General features: G+C 61.0%; 23 protein-coding genes and 1 tRNA gene. 5 read left to right on the forward strand and 19 right to left on the reverse strand.

Going from position 1 to position 23,925, the window contains the following annotated elements; genetic code table 11:
- Positions 1-8: 8 nt before the first annotated feature.
- From GRAN_RS20915 to GRAN_RS20950, 8 genes are all read right to left on the reverse strand, one after another.
- Positions 9-320 carry a hypothetical protein gene (locus GRAN_RS20915; RefSeq protein ID WP_128914947.1) on the reverse strand — a complete coding sequence of 104 codons (312 nt, stop codon included), beginning with the start codon at positions 318-320 and terminating at the stop codon, positions 9-11.
- Between the two features lie 1,101 nt (positions 321-1,421).
- Positions 1,422-2,162, reverse strand: coding sequence for an ABC transporter ATP-binding protein (locus tag GRAN_RS20920; protein WP_206662811.1), 741 nt, complete (start codon positions 2,160-2,162; stop codon positions 1,422-1,424).
- A gap of 11 nt (positions 2,163-2,173) precedes the next feature.
- The gene (locus tag GRAN_RS20925) at positions 2,174-3,391 is read right to left on the reverse strand and encodes an ABC transporter permease (RefSeq protein WP_128914949.1); all 1,218 of its coding nucleotides are present in this window, start codon (positions 3,389-3,391) and stop codon (positions 2,174-2,176) included.
- Entirely contained in the window at positions 3,391-4,719 is a 1,329-nt protein-coding gene (locus GRAN_RS20930) for an ABC transporter permease (protein WP_128914950.1), read from the reverse strand. The genes GRAN_RS20925 and GRAN_RS20930 overlap by 1 nt, the downstream gene beginning before the upstream one ends.
- A complete protein-coding gene (locus GRAN_RS20935; RefSeq protein WP_128914951.1) occupies positions 4,719-5,996 on the reverse strand; it encodes a Fe-S-containing protein in 1,278 nt (425 codons plus the stop codon). Before GRAN_RS20935 ends, GRAN_RS20930 begins: the two co-directional genes overlap by 1 nt.
- Before the next feature lie 195 nt (positions 5,997-6,191).
- Positions 6,192-6,268 (reverse strand) — tRNA-Arg (locus GRAN_RS20940).
- 57 nt (positions 6,269-6,325) lie between these two features.
- The gene (locus tag GRAN_RS20945; RefSeq protein ID WP_128914952.1) at positions 6,326-6,592 is read right to left on the reverse strand and encodes a hypothetical protein; all 267 of its coding nucleotides are present in this window, start codon (positions 6,590-6,592) and stop codon (positions 6,326-6,328) included.
- Between the two features lie 19 nt (positions 6,593-6,611).
- Positions 6,612-7,079 carry a TlpA family protein disulfide reductase gene (locus GRAN_RS20950; protein ID WP_128914953.1) on the reverse strand — a complete coding sequence of 156 codons (468 nt, stop codon included), beginning with the start codon at positions 7,077-7,079 and terminating at the stop codon, positions 6,612-6,614.
- 48 nt (positions 7,080-7,127) lie between these two features.
- On the opposite strand from GRAN_RS20950, the gene GRAN_RS20955 reads away from it, so the two are divergent.
- Positions 7,128-8,192: a glycosyltransferase family 2 protein gene (locus GRAN_RS20955; RefSeq protein ID WP_128914954.1), complete on the forward strand. Its 1,065-nt coding sequence runs from the start codon at positions 7,128-7,130 to the stop codon at positions 8,190-8,192.
- Positions 8,193-8,200: 8 nt separating this feature from the next.
- Here GRAN_RS20955 and GRAN_RS20960 read toward each other — a convergent pair whose 3' ends face one another.
- From GRAN_RS20960 to GRAN_RS20970, 3 genes are read right to left on the reverse strand one after another with little or no spacing between them, the layout of a single operon-like run.
- Positions 8,201-10,807, reverse strand: a complete 2,607-nt coding sequence (locus GRAN_RS20960) for an ABC transporter permease (protein WP_128914955.1) — start codon at positions 10,805-10,807, stop codon at positions 8,201-8,203.
- A 23-nt stretch (positions 10,808-10,830) separates the two neighbouring features.
- Positions 10,831-12,024 (reverse strand): acyltransferase family protein, encoded by a 1,194-nt coding sequence (locus GRAN_RS20965; RefSeq protein ID WP_128914956.1) that lies wholly within the window; start codon positions 12,022-12,024, stop codon positions 10,831-10,833.
- A gap of 12 nt (positions 12,025-12,036) precedes the next feature.
- Positions 12,037-12,747, reverse strand: coding sequence for an ABC transporter ATP-binding protein (locus GRAN_RS20970; RefSeq protein WP_128915145.1), 711 nt, complete (start codon positions 12,745-12,747; stop codon positions 12,037-12,039).
- Between the two features lie 84 nt (positions 12,748-12,831).
- Here GRAN_RS20970 and GRAN_RS20975 point away from each other — a divergent pair, with 84 nt between their 5' ends.
- Positions 12,832-13,515: an arylesterase gene (locus GRAN_RS20975; RefSeq protein ID WP_128914957.1), complete on the forward strand. Its 684-nt coding sequence runs from the start codon at positions 12,832-12,834 to the stop codon at positions 13,513-13,515.
- A gap of 54 nt (positions 13,516-13,569) precedes the next feature.
- Here GRAN_RS20975 and truB read toward each other — a convergent pair whose 3' ends face one another.
- From truB to GRAN_RS21000, 5 genes are read right to left on the reverse strand one after another with little or no spacing between them, the layout of a single operon-like run.
- Positions 13,570-14,442 (reverse strand): tRNA pseudouridine(55) synthase TruB, encoded by an 873-nt coding sequence (gene truB / locus GRAN_RS20980; protein ID WP_128914958.1) that lies wholly within the window; start codon positions 14,440-14,442, stop codon positions 13,570-13,572.
- Positions 14,442-15,062, reverse strand: a complete 621-nt coding sequence (gene folE, locus GRAN_RS20985) for a GTP cyclohydrolase I FolE (protein WP_128914959.1) — start codon at positions 15,060-15,062, stop codon at positions 14,442-14,444. The genes truB and folE overlap by 1 nt, the downstream gene beginning before the upstream one ends.
- 31 nt (positions 15,063-15,093) lie before the next feature.
- A complete protein-coding gene (locus GRAN_RS20990; RefSeq protein WP_128914960.1) occupies positions 15,094-15,495 on the reverse strand; it encodes a 6-carboxytetrahydropterin synthase in 402 nt (133 codons plus the stop codon).
- The gene (locus GRAN_RS20995) at positions 15,492-15,905 is read right to left on the reverse strand and encodes a 6-pyruvoyl trahydropterin synthase family protein (RefSeq protein ID WP_128914961.1); all 414 of its coding nucleotides are present in this window, start codon (positions 15,903-15,905) and stop codon (positions 15,492-15,494) included. Before GRAN_RS20995 ends, GRAN_RS20990 begins: the two co-directional genes overlap by 4 nt.
- Positions 15,906-15,917: 12 nt before the next feature.
- Entirely contained in the window at positions 15,918-17,531 is a 1,614-nt protein-coding gene (locus GRAN_RS21000; protein ID WP_128914962.1) for a ribulokinase, read from the reverse strand.
- 125 nt (positions 17,532-17,656) lie between these two features.
- Between GRAN_RS21000 and GRAN_RS21005 the strand changes: the two genes are divergently transcribed.
- From GRAN_RS21005 to GRAN_RS21015, 3 genes are all read left to right on the forward strand, one after another.
- Positions 17,657-18,892 (forward strand): glycoside hydrolase family 88/105 protein, encoded by a 1,236-nt coding sequence (locus GRAN_RS21005; protein ID WP_241655051.1) that lies wholly within the window; start codon positions 17,657-17,659, stop codon positions 18,890-18,892.
- A gap of 81 nt (positions 18,893-18,973) precedes the next feature.
- On the forward strand, positions 18,974-20,116 hold the full coding sequence (galK, locus tag GRAN_RS21010) for a galactokinase (protein WP_128914963.1): 1,143 nt from the start codon (positions 18,974-18,976) through the stop codon (positions 20,114-20,116).
- Positions 20,113-21,156: a UDP-glucose--hexose-1-phosphate uridylyltransferase gene (locus GRAN_RS21015; RefSeq protein WP_128914964.1), complete on the forward strand. Its 1,044-nt coding sequence runs from the start codon at positions 20,113-20,115 to the stop codon at positions 21,154-21,156. The genes galK and GRAN_RS21015 overlap by 4 nt, the downstream gene beginning before the upstream one ends.
- A gap of 131 nt (positions 21,157-21,287) precedes the next feature.
- Here the strand turns inward: GRAN_RS21015 and GRAN_RS21020 are convergent, their stop codons facing one another.
- From GRAN_RS21020 to GRAN_RS21030, 3 genes are all read right to left on the reverse strand, one after another.
- Positions 21,288-22,319, reverse strand: coding sequence for a YpdA family putative bacillithiol disulfide reductase (locus GRAN_RS21020; protein WP_128914965.1), 1,032 nt, complete (start codon positions 22,317-22,319; stop codon positions 21,288-21,290).
- A gap of 63 nt (positions 22,320-22,382) precedes the next feature.
- Positions 22,383-23,090 carry a response regulator gene (locus tag GRAN_RS21025; protein ID WP_128914966.1) on the reverse strand — a complete coding sequence of 236 codons (708 nt, stop codon included), beginning with the start codon at positions 23,088-23,090 and terminating at the stop codon, positions 22,383-22,385.
- 34 nt (positions 23,091-23,124) lie between these two features.
- Entirely contained in the window at positions 23,125-23,883 is a 759-nt protein-coding gene (locus tag GRAN_RS21030) for an Hpt domain-containing response regulator (RefSeq protein ID WP_161571084.1), read from the reverse strand.
- Between the last annotated feature and the right edge of the window lie 42 nt (positions 23,884-23,925).

Genomic DNA, 23,925 nt, shown 5'->3' on the forward strand with positions numbered 1-23,925 from the left:
CGAAGACATCACGTCTTTCGTTTCACTTTGCCCTTCTTCGGAAGGGCACCAGCTGGACAATCCCTCCCAAGCTCTTCGCCGGGACACCGCGTATTCATCGAGAACAGCGAAACTCTCCGCGCCAACGTGTCTTCCTCCAGTGCCGTTGGCATTATTGGAGCGATCCCTTTCCAGGCGTTCGCTTCGGCATCTCCGCTCGTTCGTCCCGATGCTATGACTGTCTCCGGAACCAACACGTTCCCCAGGTTATCGATTGCACTGATATGCGCTTCATCCAGCCTGTAGTTCAGCCACTCCGAACCAAGATTCGCTTCCTGCATGAGGCTGCTCAACTCCGCGGAAATTTGCGTGTTCCCACCTGCTCCCCCCTGACTTACCGACGGAGCCGAACCCCAGGGATCGCGGCAGCCGACCACCCGGCAACGCATGGGATTGCTCGCCATATCCTGAACTTCAAAGGTTGCCGAGATCCAGCGGTTGAAAAGTGCCGAGACCACATGGATCCCGCCAAGTTCGTAACATGCCGGGCCAATCCGTTCGACATGTGCGCCTTGAGGTAAGTCCGCGCAGCTTGCCAGCCTGATCCAGTCCGCCTTGAACTCGACCAGTGGCGGCAGCATCTCGCTACCGGGATAAATTGTAAGATTTGCCGCAGACGATGAAGTCTTCGTGGCTGAAAGCCAATCCTTCATCGCAGGATTGACCCGAACCTCCTCGCAGATGGTTCTGCCGGAATATCGTGTCCTGCAATCCCACGAAGCCTCTCGAGAAGCAGACGTTGACCCCGCTTGTGCGGGAGCTGGATGGACGGCATCGCTGCCCAAGTCTTCCCGTATGACTCTCGCGCCAGTAGGGCGAGCATCCGGTTGCTCAGTCCACTCCTCCCACGTAATTGCAGGAGTGCCGCTTACATTATCGGAACATGTCGCTGCGACAAAGATCTGCCATGCCATTTGTTCGCCCGAAATCTCCGGATCCACAGGGAACCGACACGGGGCGGACAGCGGAACCCTGTTGGAATCCGCATAGACGATATGTTCTTGCACAACGGGTTGAAAACCCGCCACGCTCTTCGAGAGCAGCACGGCGGCAAACGCAATAAGGACAACGACGGCGTACATGGGGCAAAGCCGCATAGGACAAAAGATCTCCGCGTGTTGATTTGTCCAAACGTGACCTGACCGATCGGGATTCATTCGGATGCAGCGTGCGAATTCTCGGAAGGGCTTGTTACCAGAACAGGAAATGCATGCTGAATCGGGAAGCCAGCGAACTTTTCAAAGAACCTGTATCCCGGCCAAAACCTGGTAAGCCTACTGTGCCGGATGCCTCTGTGTACTCCGCGAGGTGGGGGCTGTCAAAAGAATTCGACCGGAGCGACACTAGAAGCGGCCGAACTTTCCCACGCGTTCTGCCGGAATCTAACGCAGCGTCACGATGCCTCGAGCAGGGTGGCAGAAGACCTTGCCATGACTCAACGCGATCCGTCGTCCAGCCAACCCGGCCATCTCCGGATCATGCGTCACCATTACGATCGTGTGCCCGTTCCGATGCAGATCCCCAAGCAATCCCGCCACGATCTTCTGATTCGCTGCATCGAGATTTCCCGTCGGCTCGTCCGCCAGCAGAATTGGCGGATGGTTGATCAGCGCCCGCGCGATGCACACTCTTTGCTGCTCCCCGCCTGACAACTCACTCGGCAGATGCTCCGCCCGCTTGCCTAGTCCCACCCGCTCCAGAGCCTCGCGTGCCTGCCCTTCATCCGTCATCGAGTGAAAGTACTGCGCCAGCATGACGTTCTCAAGGGCCGACAAATAGGGAATCAGATGAAACTGCTGAAAGATAAAACCGATCTTGTCCGCGCGAAAGCGATCCAGTTCCCCCGCCGTCATGGAGGCCACGTTCGTTCCGTCGATCGACAACTGCCCTGCCGTTGGTCGGTCCAGGCACCCAAGCATATTTACCAGCGTGCTCTTGCCCGAGCCGGAAGGCCCCGTGATCGCAACCCACTCCCCAGCCACAATCGAGAAGGTCGCGTCGTCGAGCGCCCGCACGGTTCCGCTCCGCCCCGCGTAGTCCCGCGTCACACTTTCGAGTGCAATCACCGCGCACTCAGGACGCGTGGTCTCCGTCACAAAATCCCGCTTCTGCGTCGCCATCATCAATCCCTCGCCTATTCGCCCTTCAATAGTGCCGCCGGCTCCAAACCGCGCAGCACCCTCGCAGGAAACAAAGCTGCAACCACAGCAATGAACCCGTTCAGCAGAATCACCGCCGGAAGTACCTGCAGTCGGGGCAGCGTGGCCGTATGAAAGTTCAGTTCGCTGATCAGCAGAGCCATCCCTGACCCAATCACGAACCCCACTACGACTCCCGCAAGCGCGATTACCAACGCCTCCAGCAGAAACATCCCGACGAGCTGCCCCTGTGACCCTCCGAGCGCCTTCATCAGTGCGAAGTCTCTCCGCCTCTCCAGCACGCTCGCGGACATCGTCGCCAAAACCGACACCCCAACCGTCATCGCGATCAGAAGCACCGCCCCATACATCAGCGCATGCGTCCTCTCAACGATCCGCGATTCTCCCTCCACCAACTGCCGCACTGGCTGGACCTGCATGCCCTTCAGCTCGCTGCGCATTCGATCGATCGACGCCTGCACCTTCGCTGCACCCCCAGGGACCTGCACTTCGATAACGCCCGCCCCCGCACCCGTCCATTTCGTAAACGCCGCCATCGGCATGTAGATCCGGCTGTCCTCATCCCCGCCAGTCTTAACCGTTCCGACTCCGCGCAGCACGATCTCTTTCCCTGCAAACATCAGCTTAACGTCTTGCGTATCCGCGACGAAGTTAGCCGCCCTCACCCCTAGTAGCGCATCCTCCGTACCGATCGGCCAAGCGCTCACCTGCCACCACGCATCCAGCTTCCGCGCGTCATTGAAATCCGTCCCCACAACGACCACCGGCGATCCCCGATCCGTCGTCGCCACCGCGTACCCGAACTCGGCCCCAATCGCGTCCGGCCCCGCCTCCTGCAACACCCTCGTCGTCGCATTTGCGGGCAAACTCTCCGAGGTAACCGTATCGATCGGCGCCGGCGCACCCGCAGCGCCATCGACCTCGCCCGTAGGAGCCGCCGTCACTACGACGTTCGCTCCGAAGCTCCGGAACTCGTGATGCAGCTTCGCATCCAGATCCGCATACAAGGTCAGCAGAGCCGTAGCCACCGCCGCCGATACCGTAAGCGCCACCAGCGCGCTCATCGTTCGCGCCTTCCGGTGAATCAACGAACGCCGCAACATCCGCGACAGGCTCAACTCAAGCCCACGCCTCTGAAGAGGTCGCTCGCCGGGAGGAGCCGAAGCAGCCGAACCCTCCGTCGCCACCGCCATCACCCCTCCTCCCGCAGAATCGCCGAAGGACTCCGCGAAAGGGCGGCACGGATCGAAGGCGTACTCCCCGCCATCGCCACAATCAGCCCAAGCCCAACCACAACCGGAAGCAGCACAGGAATAAACACTGCGGAAAAGCCAGGCCAGTGCGCCCCGCCACTGTCCTCAAAGATTCTCGCCCCAAGCCACGCCGCCAGCCCGCACCCCGCCATGTACCCCACCGTGCCCGCCGCCACCGCCAGCAACCCCGTCTCGGCATAGAACAGCAGCGCAATCGCACCCTTACCCGCGCCCAGCGACCGCATCAACCCAATCTCCCGCCGCCGTTCGAGCACCGCCGTTGCCATAGCCGCGCTCACAGCAAACCCAGCCGCCAGCAGCGCCGCCCCGCTCACCAGCCACATCAAGCCGCCAATCTTATCCAGCACCGAGCCTTCGCTCTGCTCCACCTGCCGCACCTGCTCCGCCCGGGCCCCCGGAATCGCCTCGCGAATCTGGTACGCAATCGAGTTCGCATACGGACGGCAGTACCAGATCTCCTTCATCTTCGGCGTCAGCGTATCCGGATCCTTCCGCGCAAAGCTATCCTCCGGCTTCGTCCGCGCACTGATCTCCACCCGCGAGACCGCACCCGGCAGACCTGCCATCGCCTGCGCCTCAAGCAGCGGCATCAGGATCTCGTCATCGGTAGCATCCCCCGCCGAAACAATCCCGCTCACCACAACCGAAAGAGCGCCTGTCGCGCCAGGGGAGGGAAGCGAAGCCTCGAAAGCATCCCCGACCTTCAGGCCCATCCGCGAAGCCAGCCCCTGCCCCACCACAACCTCGGTCTTACCCGAACCGTCTTCAGCAGGCCAAGCTCCCTGCATCTTCCACACCGGGTGAAGGCCCACAGCCCCCGTCTTCAACGAAGACGCTCCATTCGTCAGCGTATGCGCGAACCAAAGTCCAACAGCCGGAGCGTTGAACGCCACCCCACCCGCCGTCGTCCCACGGACCTTGAACGCAAGCTCCGGGCTCACCCCGGTGATGTTGTTCCCCCAGAAGATCCCCTCCAGCTTCGGCAGGTCCGATTCCTTCAGATAGGACCCGCCACTCGCCGGCTTCAGGCTCACCCCACCCACCTTCACCTCGAGCTGATCCGCCGAAGGAGTCACGACGATGTTTGCCCCATACACCGCCAGCTCTTTGTGAATCCTGTCCCCAATGGTCGTAGCCAACGCCAGCATCGCCGTCACCGCCGTCGTCCCAAGCAGAATCGCCACCCCGGCAAGCGCCTTCCTCCGCCGCTGACGGACGAAGCTCTCCATCAGCAGCCGGAAGAACATCACTTCTCGAACACTCCCGCCATCGCCCGCAACTCAGAAGCCGCGATCGTCACCATTCCACCCGCAACCGTCGACTTCAACGGAATGGGATTACACCCACCGGCCTGTCCCATCGAAGCCGCGTTCAAAGGCGAGGCGCACATCTTGCACGTAATCCCCTGGCTCCCGATATAGAACCCCACCGGACCGCAGATCGAACAGGCATCGGCGACGGAAACGATGTTCCCATCCGGCTTCTTGAATAGCAGGAACCTCACCTCAGGTGAACCACCCTTGCCGTCGTCCACATGCACGCCAAACCGGTGCAGCTTGTCGTCGTTGATCTCACTCGCCGGAACCGTCACCTGCTCGCCCACCAGCGTCACCGAAGCCGTCGGCGAAAGTGCTGTCGAGCTCTTCGCATAGATAAACTCCGCCGTCGACAGGAAGATGAACACGAAGCTCGTCCCCACCACTGCGTTCATCCACATCTTCTCGCGCCTCTGGCTCCAGAGCGCCCGTCGCCGGTCTGCATCGGTAGCCGTAGCCGCAAGCACCACCGGGGCTCGCCGCTTGTACTCGAGTAGCATCATCAGCCCGGCCAGCGCCAGCATCGTCACAAAGAAGAAAAGATCATTCCGCACGATCGGCCCAATCAGCTTCATCTCCGCCTGGCTCGAAGGCAGCACGCCGTTCTCGCTCAACTCATGCAGTCCGCTCACCACAAGCTGGAACGTGACGAAGTAGAGGATTACAGTCGTCACCCGGAAGAATCGCTGCAGGTTGATCTTCACGCTGCCGCGAATGAACAAAACTCCAAACACGACCGACACCGCGATCCCAAGCAGCGTCCCCGTAAAGCTCAGCAATTCGGTCGAGTTGAGGCTGACAGCCGAGAGGATGGCGACCGTCTCCACCCCCTCACGCAGCACGAGCAAAAAAACAAAAAAGAAAAGCCCAACCCGCGAAGTCCCCTCCGGTCCACCGGTCAGTTTCGCGATCTTGCCTTCAATCTCACCCTTCAGCGACTTCGCCGTAGCATGCATGAACCAGATCATGCTCACGACGAACCCCGCCGCCACCAACATCACCCAGCCTTCGAAGATGTCCTGGTTGAATTGCAGGTGGTTCAACACGACCGCCACGCCGACGCTCGCCGCAACCGCCGCGCCCAGCGCCCAGAAGACGGTCTTCTTCAGTTCATTGCGCCCGATCTTCGTCAGGTACGCGAACACAATCCCAACGATCAGCGAAGCTTCCACACCCTCGCGGAGCGTGATGATAAACGCCTGCAGCATAAGTCCGTCTTCCCGCCCCGGCCCTCCCTCGGACAAACCGAAAGACGCTCCCGCGAACTTGCGCCGGATGCTGGGAGAGCAACACGGACGCCAGTCACTAGTCTATTGCGGACCAAATTGGTCGTCAATCAAACGAGTGAAAACAAACACGCGGAAGCGCATCTGCTCAAAATCAGGAATTGTAAGGGGTAGGAATGGTGCGCCCGGAAGGATTCGAACCTCCGGCCTACTGGTTCGTAGCCAGCCGCTCTATCCAACTGAGCTACGGGCGCACGTCGCAACAGCAACTTCCTTAAGATACTTGATTCAATCGCATAAAACAACCTCGACTAGCTCGCCGCAGCGGCCTCAACCACAGGCTCAGCCGCGCGATTGATCAGGACCTTCTCGATAATGTCCAGCCCGGCCCGGCGCAGAAACTGATGCACTAGCGGCTCCGTAAGGCGCGTCGCGTCATACTCCACCCGAACGGTCTTCTCGGCCTCGCGTAGATCGAGCTTACGAATCCCGTACACATCCCTTACCTTCGCCATCGCCAGCACTGCCGCGTGCGTCGGAGGCACGCCATACCGGTACACCACATCAAGCTGCGTCATACGCTCATCCTATCAGCCGTCAAATCGACCGCAAAAACTTCTCAATCTCGGGGCTAGTCCAGTTCTGTGCCGAAACAAACTTCCTCCGCAGCACGCCATCCCGATCGATCACATACGTCTCCGGAATCTGTGCCGTCCCATAAAGCGCGTTGATCCGCCCACTTTCATCCCGCACCGTCTCCAGGTCCACATGCCGCTGCACCAGAAACTTCCGGTAGATGTCCTCATCCTGATCCAGGCTGACCGCGACAATCACCACATCCGGCAGATCATGATGCATCTCAAGCAGACTCGGAAGCTCCTGAATGCACGGCGCGCACCAGGTGGCCCAAAGGTTGAGCACAACCACCTTCCCCCGCAGCTTGCTCAGATCGACCGACCGCGTCCCGTCGCTGACGACGAACTGCGGCGCAGCCTTCCCGATGTTTGACGGATGATCCCCCCGCTCGCATCCTGTCACTGCCGCCACCATGAGCACACCCAACATCCAAAGTCGCCGCACGCCGCACCCCTTGCTTCCTATAATACGAACTCAATGCCCGACACCACGCAGCCCGCACCCGAACTTGTAGTCATCCTCCCCGCCCGCAACGAACAGGAGTCCCTCCCCTCCTGCCTTGCCTCTCTCGTCTCGCAGTCCGAGCCCGGCTTCGAGCTAGGCGTCCACTGGCATCTCCTCGTCATCGACGACGCCTCCACCGACAACACCCGCGCCCTCGCCTCCCAACACCCCGGCGTCCTCGTCCTCGAAGCTCCCGCCGTCGACTATACCCGCCCTCACAGCGGCTTCAACGGCAAAACCAACGCCTGCTGGTTCGGAGCCCAGTACGCCTTCGAGCACTTCCCCCCGAAGTGGCTTCTCTTCACCGACGCTGACACCGTCCACGCCGCCAACAGCCTCTCCCGCTCCATGCGCGAGGCCGAAAAGCACCACGCCGCCATGCTCTCCTACTCTCCCCGCCAAATCGTCACCGGCTTCGCCCAGCGCACGGTCATGCCGCTCATCTTCTCGGAACTCGCCAGCGTCTACCCACCGCACAAAGTCTCCAGCCCGACGGACAAACTCGCCGCCGCAAACGGCCAGTTTATCCTCATCGACCGCGAAGCCTACACCGCCATCGGCGGGCACCGCGCCGTAGGCTCCGAGATCCTCGAAGACGTGGCCCTCGCCCGCACCCTCAAGCGCTCCGACCGCACCCTCCGCTTCCGCTATGCCCCTGAGATGGTCTCGACACGCATGTACCGCGACACGCCAAGCCTCATTGAAGGTTGGAGCAAAAACCTCACTCTTCTTTTTCCGTCACCTCTGGCACTGATCTTCTGGCGCATCCTCGACCTGCTTCTCTTCTTCGGCCTTCCTGCGATCGCTCTTGGCCTCCCGTTCCTGATCCTCTGGCAGAGAGAGGTCATTGGAGTCCTCTGGATCCGCACCGTCTTTCGCTTCTACAACCGGATCGCCCGCGCCCACGCCGCGTTCCCCGACTCCGTCCTATCGATCCTCGGCATCCCGCTCTTCGTCTACCTGCTGCTCCGCAGCTACACCCTGCACAAGCACCGCAAGCAAGTCCCCTGGAAGGGCCGCACCTACCCCATGCGCTAAGCTCCTGCCTACTCCTCCCGCAAGACCTCGAGCGGCTTCTGCCCCAGAATCCGGTGGCTAGCCACCCACCCCGTAGCCACCGTCAGACACCCAATCAGCAGCACCGCTGAAAGGGAAGTCCCGATCAACGGCCGGTAAATAATGTTCAAGCTATGCAACACCCGATTTGCGATTAGGTTGGCAAACGTAACCCCGACCAACCCAGCCACCAGCCCCAACACTGCGAACTCGATCGAAAAGATAGCCGCGATCCGCCCCCGAGTAGCTCCGAGCGTCTTCAGCACCACGACCTCACGAATTCGCCGATAGCGCGTCCCCGCAATCGAACTTGCCAGAATAATGATCCCCGCAAAGATCGAGAATGCCGCCAGAAACTGAATCACGTACGTGATCTGGATCACCACCGCCCTTACCGTTTCGAGTGCCGCCGCCACATTGATCACGGTCACTGTCGGATAAGCCGTATACAACGTTCTCTGCAACTGCCCCACCAGCGCCGGGTCCACATGCACCCCGCCGTACCAGACCGTCGGCAGCGCAGCCAAGGAAGCTTGCGGCAACAAGAACTCCGCGCGCCCGAAGGCATGCTGACCATCCGACCGGACCACCGCTGCCACCTTCGCCGTGAACTTGCTATCCTGCGCGGCGAACGTGATCGTCGATCCGACCTTCAGCCCAAGCCTCTGCGCCTGCCTTTCCCCGATCGCCACCAGCGGAGCTTTATCCGCCCCCTTCGCTTGCTCCTCGGTCCACCAGGCCCCGCTCACCACCTTCGTCCCCTCAGGCAGCGCGCCGGTGACCGACCAGCTCAGCGACACGCTCTGCAGCATTCTCTTCGGAAAGTTCGTCAGCTTCGCCTCGGCCGCCGGTCTCCCATCCAGTTCCACCACCCGCGACGACACCACCGGCAGTAACTCCGGCTCCCGCGTTACCCCCGGCTGCGCCTTCAGGATCCCTCGAATCCCCCCAATCTCCTCGTTCGTCATGTCCACGAGAAACACATTCGGCAGGTTCGGCGCCGAAGCAACATGCAACTCCGTCACGACCGCTTGCTGCACAAGGTAGACGGTCGTAATCTGCATCACGCCCATCCCAAGTGCCGCAAGCAGTGCTGCGGAAGGATTACCCGGCCGGTACAGATTCGCGAGCCCATGCCGCAGCGATGACGGCAGATTGAGCCGCGTCCGGTTCAAGAACCACCGCAGCCCCGCCAACACACCAGCCGACGCAGCCAGCAGAACCACAAGCACAACCACAAGCCCAATGGTGAACCATTTGCCGACCGTCGCCGAATCCGAAAGCGTAGCCGCGATTGCCGCCAGCCCGCCAAGGATCAAAACCGCCGCGCCGATCTGCGCGTAGTTTGTCGTAATCTTCTTCAGGATCGCCGTCACAAACGGATCATCCGACCCCTCATCCATCGCCCGCCGCAGAATCAGAATCGGCCGCACATTCCGAATATCCAGCAGAGGTGGCAGCGTAAACAGAAGCGTGGTCAGCACTCCCGCCCCAAGCCCCGTCAACACCGACCGCGCATCGATATGCAGATCCGGCACCACATTGATCAGCTTCGCCAGCAGCAGAGGCAGAACAAGCTGCACTGCCACCCCTAACGCCACGCCCAGCAGCCCGCCCAGCACTCCAAGCAGAAGCGTCTGCATCAGGTAGATCTTGATCACCTGCCCCGACCGCGCCCCCAGCGACTTCATGATCGCGATCGTATCCAGCCTCTGCTGCAGGTGTGCCCGCATCGCCATCGCCACGCCGATTGCCCCGAGCACAAGCGCTACCAGGCTCATCAGCGAAAGCAGACTCGTCGCCCGGTCCAGGCCCTCCGTCAGCGCCGGATTCGTTTCCCGGTAGTCCGTTACCTGTGCCTCGGGCAGAAGCTTCTCGAGCTTCTCCTTCAGATCCGCCACCCCCGCATCGTTCACCGTCCCCCGCAGCCCTGTCTGCGGCATCCGAAACAAGAACCGCTGCCCCGCATGCGACCCTGGTGCCAGCAGACCTGAGGCATCCAGCGCCTCCCGCGACATCAGCACCCGCGGCCCAGCCGAAAAGTTCGACGACAACCGGTCCGGCTCGTTCAGCACCGTGCCGGCAATCTTGTAAACGGCGTTTCCAACCTTTAGTCCATCCCCCCGCTTTAGGTGAAGCCGGAGCAGAAGATCCTCGCCCACCACCACCGTATCCGGCTTCAGTACATCCGACAGAGAGTCTGCCGGATCCAGATCCACCGTCCCATAAAAAGGGAACCGCGCCGGATCGACCGCCTTCAGAGACACCAGTAGCGGATCCATCGCCGCCGGAGACGAAGCCATCGACATCATCTCCGTGACGGGCGTCACCTGGACGCCCGATGCCTCAATCTGCGCCAATCCCGCCAACTCCCCTGGCGTAGGTTGCCGTGTTGCCCGCGCCGAAAGGTCTGCGGCCAAAATCGACCTTGCCCGCGTCAGCAGAGTCGCTCGAAACGAACTTGAGAACCCACGCACACCCGTCAGCGCCGCTACTCCAATTGCGACCGACATGATGACGAAGAAAAACTTCCCCCGCGAGGCATGCATCTCGCGCCAGGCGATCTTGGCTGCGGATTGATAGGAAAGACTAGCCATAGAAGAGAAGTCCTCGTTTCGAACTACGTTCCATAGCTGATGTGCTTCTTCAGCTTCAGGAAGTGAACCTCGTAAAGGTGATAACTAAGCAGTGCGACAAGCACCGAAGCAACACCGGCAATTAAAGCCCCGGCAAGTACTCCAAGCGCCTTGCTGTGAAACTCGGCGTCCACAAACGCCCGCACAGGAACGGTCAGATAACGCGCGATCGTTGGATGAAAGACATAGAGTCCATAGCTGTACTTCCCAAAGAACCGCAACGCCGGATTGCGAAACACTGCCTGCGTAGGAGAACCCTTCCGGAGCGTCATCGCGATGAGTGCCGCGCTCAGCACCCCAAGCAGCGAGAAGCCAAACGTAGGAATGGAAAAGCTTTTCTGCCATCGCAGTCCATCGTTTCCTAAAGCCATCCCAAGCAGCACGGCTACACACGACCCTGCCACCCAGGGTGAAATCCGAAGCACTTTCTCTCTCAGCCCAGTCCGCAGAACCGCACACAAGCAGCACCCGAACAGCAGGTTATCCGCGCACGCGTAGGTCGGCGAGTACATAACGTACGGGTCTACGAGATGGGGCCTCGCCAGCACCAGCCCGATTCTCAGCGCCAACACACCCGCGCACGCCATCAGCGATAACCGGATCAGCCACGTCAGGCTTCGAACCCGGTACACGACAAACGGCCAGATCAGGTAAAACTGCTCCTCCACCTGGAGCGACCAGAAGTGGTTGATGTTGATCGCACCAAGGCCAAGCCCACCATGCCAGAGCCCAAGGTTCGCAGTGTAGGTCAAATAGAAGTACTGCCAGCCGTTCCATTCGAAGTGCATTGGCCGTGTCAGGGCCAGAAGCAAAATCAGCACGCCGTAGTACAGCGGAAAGATCCTCAGCGAACGCCGTGCATAAAACGTTCGAAGGAAGTGAGGCGTCGCCAGCGTATCGAGGAGGATGCCGGTAATGAGAAATCCCGATAGAGCAAAGAACAAATTGACGCCGATGTACGACGACTCCCGCACATCGCTCATTACATCGAGCAGCCGATTCCCCGTGACGTTGTTAGCCCAGAACAGGTGGTCGAACAGCACAAGTAGAATCGCCAGTCCACGCACTCCATCCAAGGCCGGAACGTGCGCAAATCCACCCGGATTCTCCGCATCCTCAGGCACCGCCACCGCTGGAGCCGGAGGCAAAAAGTCGGTGGCGGAAGACATCGTCTGCATCTCCGGCAGCTCCTAAACTCGCGAAGCCAGATTCATCTCGTCTGAGAGAATCAGCCCATCCCGCAGCGTAATCCGCCGATCTGCATACGTCGCCAGCACCGGATCATGCGTCACCAGCACAAGCGTCGTCCCCTCCGTCTTGTTCAGGTCGAGCAGAAGATTCAGCACTGCCGTACCGTTCACCGTGTCTAGGTTACCTGTAGGCTCATCCGCCAGCACGATCGGCGGACGCAGCACGAACGCCCTCGCCAGCGCCACCCTCTGTTGCTCCCCACCTGAAAGCTGCACCGGGTAGTGATCCATCCGGTCCTCAAGCCCAACGCTTGTCAGCAGCTGCCGCGCCCGCGCCAGCCCATCCTTCTGCGACCCACCCGAAGCTTTCGCATCCGCGTTCAGCTCATGCGGCAGAAGAACGTTCTCCAGAGCCGTCAGCGTAGGAATCAATTGATACGACTGAAAGACGAACCCAATGGTCCGACCCCGCACCTGCGCCAGATGATCCTCCGGCAGGTATGAGATCGCCGTCCCATTCAGGTTCACCACGCCCGCCGTAGGCGTATCCAGCCCCGCCAGCAGCCCAAGCAGCGTCGACTTCCCGCTCCCGGACGATCCCATGATCGCGGCAAACTGCCCACGCGGAATCTTGAAGTTCAGCCCCTTTAGAATGTCGACAGTGCGCGTCCCGTTGCGAATCGACTTGCGTATGCCTTCAACCGAGATCATTGGAGCTTCATTCACCAGCGGCCATCTCCTCGTCCGATCCGTCCAGGACCCGGTCCATCACATCCATTTGATAACGTGGATCACATGCGCGTCTTCGGTGTTTTGATTCTAGCGGGTGCTTTTGTTGGAGTGGTCGGATGCAAAACGAATAAGCCCGTCCCCGAAGCCACACCCACGACCGCAACTACTGCTCCCGCGCCCGAAGCCTCTCAGGACACCCGGCCTCTCCTCGTCTGCTTCGGTGACAGCCTCACTGCCGGCTACGGAGCCGATCCCGGCTCCAGCTACCCCGACTTTCTCCAGAAAGACCTCGACACCGCCGGCTATCTCTACCGCGTCGTCAACGAGGGCGTCAGCGGCAACACAACCAAGGACGGCGTTGAGCGCCTCCCTGGCGTCATCGCCATGCATCCCGCCGCCGTCATCGTTGAGTTCGGCGGCAACGATGGCCTCCGCGGCCTCAAGGTCCAGATCACCCGCGAAAATCTCGCCACCATCATTAGCGGCATCAAGGCGTCAGGAGCCAAGGTCCTCATCGCCGGCATCTCCCTCCCGCCCGACTTTGGCCCCGACTACGTCAGCACCTTCACGGCCAACTACGCCTCGCTCGCCAAACAGTTCAACGTCCCGCTCTACCCCTTCATGTTGAAAGATGTTTACGGCATCGACGGCATGATGCAGGCCGACCGCACCCACGCCACCAACGCCGGCAACGAAATCGTCGCGCGCAACGTCATGGCCGCCGTCACTCCTCTTCTGCACAAGTAGCTTTGGCCGCCCAGCGGGTGCCCAACATCTCGCTTATGAAACGTTGGGTTTACCTCACCCCATGACCACATTCGGCTGCATCAGCGTCCCGGCAATGCGTCTCGCGACGCAAAGCATCTCCGTAGGCGTTGTAAACACCTTCACCAGCGGAGCTTGCGAAAAGTCAGGCAGATTCACTTGCATTCCATTCCGCAGCCGACCCGCAAGCTGTTCGTCCACCGTCACCGATGGCATTTCCGGAAGCAGCGTCCTCGGATGCGGGAGCCTCGCCTCGATCTCCATCGGCGACAGCGTCTTCAGTTGCTCCACCGTCAAAGCATGCGCCAGCGTAAACACTCCCGCCTGCGTCCTGCGCAGCGAAGAAAGATGCGCTCCCGTCCCTGCCATCTGCCCAAGTTCATGCGCGACCGACCTCACATACCCGCCGGCTGAAATACTCATCGCGAACGTCGCCGTATCTTCTGCGAGCCCAGTCAGCACAAACTCATGGATTGTAATTCGCGCCGCCTTCACCGGGGCTTCGAGCCCAGCCCGCGCGAGCTTGTGTGCCGGAACCCCGTTGATCTTCTTCGCCGAGTACACTGGGGGAACCTGGTCCATCGTTCCATGAAAATGCGCCCCAAGGCTCTTGAGCTCGTCGAGCGTCTTGGTCAATACGACCGGCTCCCCGACAGCTTCTCCGTCTGCGTCAAACGTGTCCGTAGCAAACCCGAAGCGGATCGCTCCCGTATACGTCTTCTCCGCCTGCCCAAAGAACTGCGCCAGTCGCGTGTACTTCCCAAGCAGCAGGGGCAGAACTCCCGTAGCCATCGGATCGAGCGTCCCAAGATGCCCGATCGACTTTTCGCCCGTCGCCCGCCGCACGATCGCGACCACGTCATGCGACGTCATGCCCGAAGGCTTGTCCAACACCAGAAGACCATTCATCAGAGGTTGCTGCCCCGTCCCGTCCGTACCAGCGACAAAAACTCGTTCCGCGTCTGCATCTGCGTCTTGAACACACCAAGCATCGCGCTCGTTACCGTATTCGACTGCTGTTTTTCGACCCCACGCATCATCATGCAAAGATGCTCGGCCTCCAGAATCACCGCCACACCCTGCGGATGAATCGCGTCCGTGATGGCCTCCGCGATCTGCCGCGTCAACCTCTCCTGCACCTGTAGCCTGCGCGCAAACACATCGATGATCCGCGGAATCTTCGACAGCCCGATCACCTTGCCGTTCGGCACATACGCCACATGCGCCTTGCCGAAGAAGGGAAGCAGGTGATGCTCGCACTGCGAGTAGAACTCAACATCCCGCACGATCACCATCTCGTCGTAGTCCACGTCGAACAGCGCGTTATGCAGCACCTCATCGACGCTCTGCGTATACCCCTTCGTCAGGAACGCGGTCGACTTCTCCACCCGCTCCGGCGTCCGCAGCAGCCCGTCACGGTCGGGGTCTTCCCCCATCCGGCGCAGCAGTTCACGATAAATCTCCTGCGTACTCGCATCGGCGAGGGCAGGGGACGCAGTCTTCTGGTCTTTGGTCAGGGTGGCAAGCATTTGGATTCGTACCTTTCAGGACGAGAGAGTGTTACCCGGCGTACTCGAAGGAGTTGTTCGCCGTCTCCTCAATCCGCACACCCTCGAGTCGAGCATGCGAAAAGCTCTCGAAGATGCGATGAACCTCGATCGAGAGATTCTCGGTCGAGGGGACAAGCGTTCGAAACGCCGGAAGCATGTTGAGGTTCTGATGATCGAAGACATCCAGCAGGTGCGCCTTCGCAAACCCATCCAGCTCACCCAGGTCGCACACCATGCCCGTTACGGGGTCGACCGGCCCGCTCACGGTAATCTGCACCACGTAGTTATGCCCATGCCCGTGGGGGTTATTGCACTTCCCGAACACGGCACGGTTCTTCTCGTCCGAGTACGCCTCCGCATGCAGCCGATGGCTCGCGGAGAAGTGATACCGCCGGTTGAGATGAGCGATCAAGCCCCTTCTCCATAGAAGTCCGCGAACAGGTCCGCCATCTCGTACACCCGCACCCGGTGCAGACGCGAGTTCGGAATCTTCCCTTCCAGCCGCCGCCAGATCGCAATCGCGATGTTCTCCGTCGTCGGCACTTTCGTCGCGAACTCCGGAACCTCGAGGTTGAGGTGGCGATGGTCATACACATGCACCACCTCCCGCTCGAGAATCTCCTTCAACTCCTTCAGATCGACCACAAACCCGCTCACCGGATCGACCTCACCCGCGACCGTCACCTCGAGCGTGTAGTTGTGCCCATGACCGTTCCGGTTGGCGCACTTCCCAAACACCCGCCGGTTCTCCTCCTCGGTCCAACCCTCCACCCAGTAGAAGTGCGCGGACGAAAACTCGGCTTTGCGTGTCAGAAAAGTCATGCTCTTCCCAGTCTACTTGGATGTCCCTCCAGCCACAGCGGATGCAGCCTCACCCTTCGCCGCGCTCGCCGCGATCTTCTTCACTTTGGGAAGAATCTCCCCAAGCGAAACCGCCTCCGCCCCCGGCGTCCCGAACGCAAAGTAAACCTTCCGGTAGAGCTGATAAAGCTCCTCGTACACCGCCACCGCACCCGGATCCGGATACACCGTCCGATGCCCAAGGCAAAGCGCCGACTGCGCCGCCTCCACGCTCGGATAAGCCCCAATCGCCAGCATCGCGAAGATCCCCGACCCGATACTCGTCGGCACCCCATCCGGCACCAGCACCGGCTTGTTCAGTACATTCGCATACACCTGGTTCAGCACCGGGCTGTTCTGCGGAATTCCACCGGCGTTGATCACCCGCTCGATCGGCACCCCATTCTCCGCCAGTCGTTCCAAAATGATCCTCGTATGAAAAGCCGTCCCCTCGATCGCCGCGAACAGCTCATCCTTCGCCGTATGAATGAGGTTCCACCCCAGCGTGATCCCCCCCAGCTCCGCATTCACCAGCACGGTCCGGTCGCCGTTATCCCAGCTCAACCGCAGCAAACCCGTCTGTCCCGGCCTGTAAGCCTCGAGCCCAGCCGCCAACTCCCGAACCGTAGTCCCCGCACGCTTCGCAATCGCCTCAAAGATATCCCCGGTCGCCGAAAGCCCCGCCTCCACTCCCGCATACGAAGGATGCACACTCCCCGGCACTACCCCGCACACCCCCGGAATCAGCGAAGCCTCCTTCTGCATGGCGATAATGCACGTCGACGTCCCCACGACATTGACGACGTCCCCCTCCCGGCATCCCGCCCCGATCGCATCCCAGTGCGCATCGAACGCCCCCACCGGAATCGGAATCCCCGCCCGCAAGCCCATCTCCCCCGCCCAATGCGCCGAAAGATGTCCCGCCAGGTGGTCCGACGTCAGATACTCCCCATCGAACTTCGCCCGGATCCCGTCAAACAGCGGATCCAGCATCGACAGAAACCCTTGCCCCGGCAACCCGCCCCACTTCGGGTTCCACATCCACTTATGCCCCATCGCGCAAGCACTTCTCTTGACGAGCTTCGGATCCGTAATCCCGCAAAGCGTAGCCGCCACCATGTCGCAGTGCTCGAACGCCGAAGCAAACCTCTCGCGCTTCTCCGGGTTGTGCCGCAGCCAGTGCAGCAGCTTCGCGAACCCCCACTCATGCGAATACACCCCCCCGCACCAGTCGATCGCCTCGAGTTTCGTTGCATGCGCCATCGCCGTAATCTGCTGCGCCTCGAGCTTCGCCCTGTGATCGCACCACAGGTAGTAGTCGTCGATCGGCTTCATCGCCCCATCGACCATCACCACGCTCGACCCAGTCGTATCGAGCGCCATCGCATCGATCGCTGACCCCTCCACCCCACACTCCGCCACAACCTTCTTCGTCGCCTCCACCAGCGCCGCCATCTGCGCGTCATGCGATTGCGTCGCCTGGTCCGGATCCTCGCGCGACCGCATCAGCGGATACCCGGCCACCGCCGTCCCCATCCTGCCCTTCTCCCCCACCAGCGTCACCCGAACACTCAACGTCCCAAAATCCACGCCCGCCACAATGGCCATCTGTTTTCTCTCCCGGACGAAAGCATACGGTCTACACGCCCCGCTCACAAGCGGATAACGTTTACCGAGCGCTCACCATCATCACATTGACGGTCCCTCCAGCACACTCGTACAGTGCAGGAAACATGACATTTTGTTTTCCCTTCCGTCTCGCCTGCCTGGCGCTCACCACGTCCATGTCCTTCCCCGCGCAAGCCCCCATTCAGGTCAGCTACCAGCACGCCACTCCCGCTCAGCTCGCCATCATTGCCAAGGACAATGCCCGCCACTTTGGTGACGACCCCGAGATCGCCGGACACCCAGCCGCCGATCTAACCCCTGCCATTAACCCCGCCGCCACCGAGCGTGCCATGCGCCTTGTCGCTGACTGGGAACTGGCCCGTTCCGAACCATACTTCGATCGCACCTGGGCTTGGGGTGTTTTCTACAGCGGCCTCATTGCCGCCTCCGACGAACTGAACGAGCCCAAATACCGCGCCGACATGGAAAAAATGGGCCAGAAGTTCGACTGGGATCTCCGTGCCGATTCTCCCACCGCAGGCGACCAGGGCATCGCCCAGACCTATGCGGAGATCTACCTCCGCAAGAAGAACCCGGACTTCATCCAGCCCACCCGTGACGATCTTGACGACGCGCTCGACACCCCCTACGTCGCGAAAGAACCCACCCACAGCATCCCCTGGTGGTGGTGCGAAGCCCTCTTCATGGCCCCACCGGCCTGGGCTCGCCTCTACGCATCTACTGGCGACCACAAGTACATCACCTACCTTGATCAGGAGTGGGCCAAGACCTCCGCCCTGCTCTACGACCGGCAGGAGCATCTTTACTTCCGCGACGCGACCTACCTCAACAAGACCGAGGCCAACGGAAAGAAGCTCTTCTGGTCGCGCGCCAATGGCATGGTCATGGCCGGTATCGTCCGCACCCTCCAGTTCCTCCCGCCAGACGACCCCGCGAAGCAGGTCTACCTTGCCGAACTCCGCGACATGGCCACCCGCATAGCCCAACTCCAGGGCGCAGACGGCCTCTGGCGCGCCGGTCTCCTCGATCAGGACCACTACGACCTCCCCGAGATCTCCGGCTCCGCTCTCTTCACCTACGCTCTCGCCTGGGGGATCAACGAGGGCATCCTCGACAGCCGCACCTACCGCCCCGTCGTCGAACGTGCATGGCACGGCATGCTCCAGCGCATCTACGCCGACGGCCGCCTCGGTTGCATCCAGCAGACTGGAGCCGAACCCGCCCCGTTCCGCCCAACCGCCAGCTACAACTACGGCGTCGGCGCTTTTCTGCTGGCCGGCAGCGAAGTTCACCGCATAGCCCGCCTCGAGGCCTCCGGGGCCACCCACCGTCGCCACTAGCCTTCCGCCTCCGCAAAATCACCATATGTAACCGTTTGCCTCGAGTGCGTTACGATATCTGGGGATCGAGGATAGCTACGGATGGCGGACACAACGAACAAAGCGGGAGCACGCGAATACGCGGCCCCGGCACGGGTCAATCTCATCGGGGAACACACGGACTACACCGGCGGCCTTGTCATGCCCATGGCGATCGGCTTCCACACCGTAGGCACCATCGAGCCGCGCCCCGACGGCATCGCCTCCTTCTACTCCGCGAACTTCAACGAAACCATCGAAGTTCCCATCGTCACTCTCGGGCGAAACCCGCGCGGCCATTGGAGCGACTACCCCGTAGGCGTCCTCTGGAGCCTGATGCAGGCTGGTTACACCTTCTCCGGCTTCAATCTCCGTCTCCACGGCGACGTTCCTGTCGGAGCCGGTCTCAGTTCTTCCGCCTCGATCGAGGTAGCCACCGCAATCGCGCTCCTCGGCTTCGCGGGCCAGACCATGCCCCTCAAGGAGATCGCGGTCGCCGCGCGTCGCGCCGAAAACGAGTTCGTCGGAGCCAAGAGCGGAATCATGGACCAGTTCGTCGTCGCGGGAGGCGTAGCCGATCGCGCCATGCTGCTCGACTGCCGTTCGCTCGAGTACGAACTTCTCCCGCTGCCGCAAGGCGTTCGCGTCGTCATCTGCAACTCCATGGTCAAGCATCAGGTCGCTACTGGCGAGTACGGAGGACGACGGGACGAGGTCGAGGCTGGTCAGGCAATTCTCCGCAAACTTCGTGGTATCGACAGCCTTCGCGACGCCACCGTCGAAGATCTCGATGCCTGCGCCACCGAGATGGGTCAGGCGGTCTTCAAGCGATGTCGTCACGTCGTCACCGAAAACGCCCGCGTCCTCGCCGCGCGCAAGGCTCTCAACGACGGTGACATCAAGGGCTTCGGCAATCTCATGATCGAGGCCCACAAGAGCTTCCGCGACGACTTCGAGGCAAGCTGCTCCGAGGTCGACACTCTCGTCGAAATCGCGATCAAGCAAGCTGGTTGTTTCGGAGCCCGCATCACCGGCGGAGGCTTCGGCGGATGCACCGTCAATGTCGTCGAGATCGAACATGCCGACACATTCGTCGAAACCCTCAAGCGCGAGTACAAGCTTGCGACCGGGATCGAAGCTGACTGTTTCGTCTGCGAAGCCTCCGACGGCGCCCTCGCGCTGGAAGCCAAGGCGGTGGCCAAGTGAATCCGATCTTCGCTACCACTCCGCATCGCCGTTACAATCCGCTCAAGCGCGAGTGGGTCCTCGTCTCCCCCCAGCGCACCCAGCGACCATGGCAGGGGCAGACCGAGACCACCGCCGCCCCCGCCACTCTCCAGTACGACCCCGCCTGCTACCTCTGCCCAGGAAACCCACGCGCCGGAGGCGAGCACACCCCCGTCTACACCAGCACCTACGTCTTCACCAACGACTACGCCGCACTCAAGCCCGACGTCCCCTCCACGCTCCACGACGAGGACGGCAAAGGCCTCCTCGTCATGCAGGGCGAGAGCGGCATCTGCCGCGTCATCTGCTTCTCTCCGCGTCATGACCTTACGCTCGCGAAGATGGAGCTTGCTGACATCCGCGCTGTCGTCGATGTCTGGAATGAGCAGACTCTTGAGCTTGGGGCTCGCGAAGACATCAGCTATGTGCAGGTCTTCGAGAACCGAGGAGCCATGATGGGTGCCAGCAATCCCCATCCGCACGGCCAGATCTGGGCAACCCGCTCGATCCCGAACGAGATCGTCGCCGAACTCGGAGCCCAAAAGGCCTATCTCGCCGAGCACGGCGTCTCCCTCCTCGACGCCTACCGCGACATGGAACTGGCCGTCGACGAGCGCATCATCGCAAAGAACGCCTCCTTCGTAGCCCTCGTGCCTTTCTGGGCCGTTTGGCCGTTCGAGACGATGATTCTTCCGATGCGGCACGCTGCCTCGCTCGAGGAGCTCACGCCCGCCGAGCGCGACGACCTCGCCGAGATGCTCAAGATCGTCACCGCGACCTACGACCAGGTCTTCGACACATCGTTCCCTTACTCCATGGGCCTCCACCCCAAGCCTACCGACGGAGAAGAGCACCCTGAGTGGCTCTTCCACATGCACTTCTATCCGCCACTTCTACGCTCCGCCACGATCCGCAAGTTCATGGTGGGCTACGAACTCTTGGGATCTCCGCAGCGCGACATCACCCCGGAATCCGCGGCAAACGCACTCCGCGATGCGCGATCCAAAGCAGGGATATGATGCCCGGCGTGTGCCGGACTTCTGATCTGGCTATTGCACCCCGTTTCTGCCTAATCGTGAGTGGTTCCGAAGCTCGATCCGCTGCAGTTCATTCAGAGAGTCTGGGTGGAGTAGCTTGCGGGGGCGGTAGGCTAGGTTGTGACGGGCTCGCGTAGCTTGGCGGACAGGTCATCGGCGATTTGTTTGCCGTGGAAGCGGCCGTTTTCGATGAAGATCTCGTTGGTGCGCTCGCCGGCTACGATGACGCCTGCTAAATAGATACCGGGGACGTTGCTTTCTAAACTGACGGGGTCGCAGACGGGGCAGCGGTCATTGGTGGCGTCGAGTTGGACGCCGAGGCGCTCGATGAAGGTGAAGTCGGGGTGATAGCCGGTGAGGGCGAAGACGAAGTCGTTGGGGATGGTGACGGGGCCTTCGGGGGTGTCCAGGGAGACGGCATCTTCACTGATCTCAGCTACTGTGCTCCGGTAGTAGGCTTTGACTTCGCCATTCTTGACGCGGTTGTTGATGTCGGGGAGGATCCAGTACTTGACGTGGCGGTGCATGGCTTCGCCGCGATGCACGAGGGTTACTTTCGCGCCGTGGCGCCAGAGGTCCAGGGCGGCGATAGCGGCGGAGTTCTTGCCTCCGATCACTAATACATTGAGGCCGTAGTAGGGGTGAGGCTCGTTGTAGTAGTGGTGTACCTTGTTGAGGTCTTCGCCGGGGATGTCGAGGTAGTTCGGCAGATCGTAGTAGCCGGTGGCGATCACTAACTTGCGGGCGCGATGGTGGACGGAGCGTCCGAAGCGGTCGGTGGTGTGGGCGGTGAAGTCGCCGTCGGAGCCAGTGACCTTGTCGACGGTTTCGTACTGGCGGATGTCGAGGGCGTAGTGCTCGGCTACCTTGCGGTAGTACTCGAGGGCTTCGGAGCGGGTGGGCTTCTGGTTCGGGCTCGAGAAAGGCATGTCGCCGATCTCGAGGAGCTCCGGGGTGGTGAAGAAGGTCATGTGGGCGGGGTAATGGAAGAGGGAGTTGCAGAGACATCCCTTGTCGACGAGGACCGCCTTGAGACCGGCGCGCTGGGCCTCGATGGCGCAGGCGAGGCCGGTGGGGCCAGCGCCGATTACGAGGACGTCAAAGACCTGTGGTTCAGAGACACGGGAACGCGCAAAATCCGTCATACCCCAATGATAACGCCGCTGCCGGATGAGTCTGCGGCAGCGGCGTTATCGAGGGAAGCGAGGTTACGCGTCGGGATCGACGAGTTTGTGGGAGATGGCGAAGAGCGCGAGTTCGAGACGGGTGGAGACGCCAGTCTTATCAAAGACGTTCGAGAGATGGCGCTTCACGGTCTCTTCCGAGATGGTGTACTGCTTTGCGATGTCCTTATTGCTGCAGCCTTCGACGATGCAGGTAACGACCTCGAGCTCGCGCGGGGTGAGGCCGTAGGTCTTGCGCTCGGGGACGGCGGCTGCCTTCTTCATAAGCTCGTGCAGGGCTGTGAGAAGGTTGGCGACGCGCTCGCCACCGATCCAATAATCACCTTGGAGGACGGCGCGAAGAGCCTGTGAGAGATCTCCGGCCACGGAGTCCTTGAGGACGATGCCGCGGGCTCCGATCTGGAGCGCCTCGATGATCTGCTGGGTGGTAATGGTACTGGTGAGCAGGATGATCTTGACACGCGGCGAGCGGTTCATGATGGCGCGCATGGCTTCGAGGCCGGGGAGGCGCGGCATCTGGAGGTCGAGCAGGAGGATGTCCGGCTCGAGATCGAGAACTTGAGTGATGGCTACGTCGCCGTCCTCGGCTTCACCAACGACTTCGAAGCCGGGTTCGTTGAGGAGCATGTTTTTGACGCCGAAGCGGACGACAGGGTGATCGTCCGCGACGACGATGCGAATGGTGCCGGCTGTCGCGACCGGCGCGGTGGACCTCTTGATGACTTCTCTCATGGCCTTCCGTCTCCAAAGGTTCCCGAACTATACACTACGCAATCGAGGGGCTGCCTGCACGAGCCTTCAGGATACGCTCAAGGCGTTCGCTCGCGGCTAGAAATTGCTCTCGAAGGGAGTTCTTTTCGGTGGTACCATCTGCGATACCCAGGGTTTCCATTGTGCCGGCGATCTCTCGCAACTCGGTTGCGCCAAGCATGCCGCAACCTCCTTTGATGTTGTGAGCTTCGCGCCGGTAGAGGGTCTCATTGTGATCGCGCTCGTATGTCCTCATGCGTTCGAGGCGGCTGTACGCGTCCTGCAGACAGAAGGTGTACATCTGCAGAACCTCGGATGTTGACATGAAGTCGTGAAGTTTGGAGAAGATCTCCTCGTTGAGTGCAGGAGAAGAACTCTCTTCGTTGGTGTTTGCGGAGGAAGGGTCACTCTTCAACTTGCCGGACTGCAGCGTTTCCTCCAATTCTTCGGGCGAGAAGGGCTTGAGGATAAAGCCGTCGTAGGCGTCGATCTCCGCAGGGGATGGGCGGGTGGCGCTCATGGCATACAAACGCGGAGTTACTCCATATGCTCCGCGGAGGCGCGCGGCGAGCGGATTGCCAGCAAGTCCGGGCATCTGGAAGTCGGTGAGGATGAGGTCAGGAGCCGGGAGGACCGCGTGCTCGATGGCATGATCGCCGCTGATGGCAGAGTCGACGAGGTATCCCTGCGCTTCAAGCAGAAGGGTGAGCACGTCGCGGCTCAGTTCATCGTCGTCGATGATGAGAATGCGCTTTGGGGTCTCTGGTGCGCTCATCTCTGTTCCCATCTGTAACTCCCAGATTACCAGCAGGCGGCG

This window comes from Granulicella sibirica (assembly GCF_004115155.1).
Lineage (GTDB): Bacteria > Acidobacteriota > Terriglobia > Terriglobales > Acidobacteriaceae > Edaphobacter > Edaphobacter sibiricus.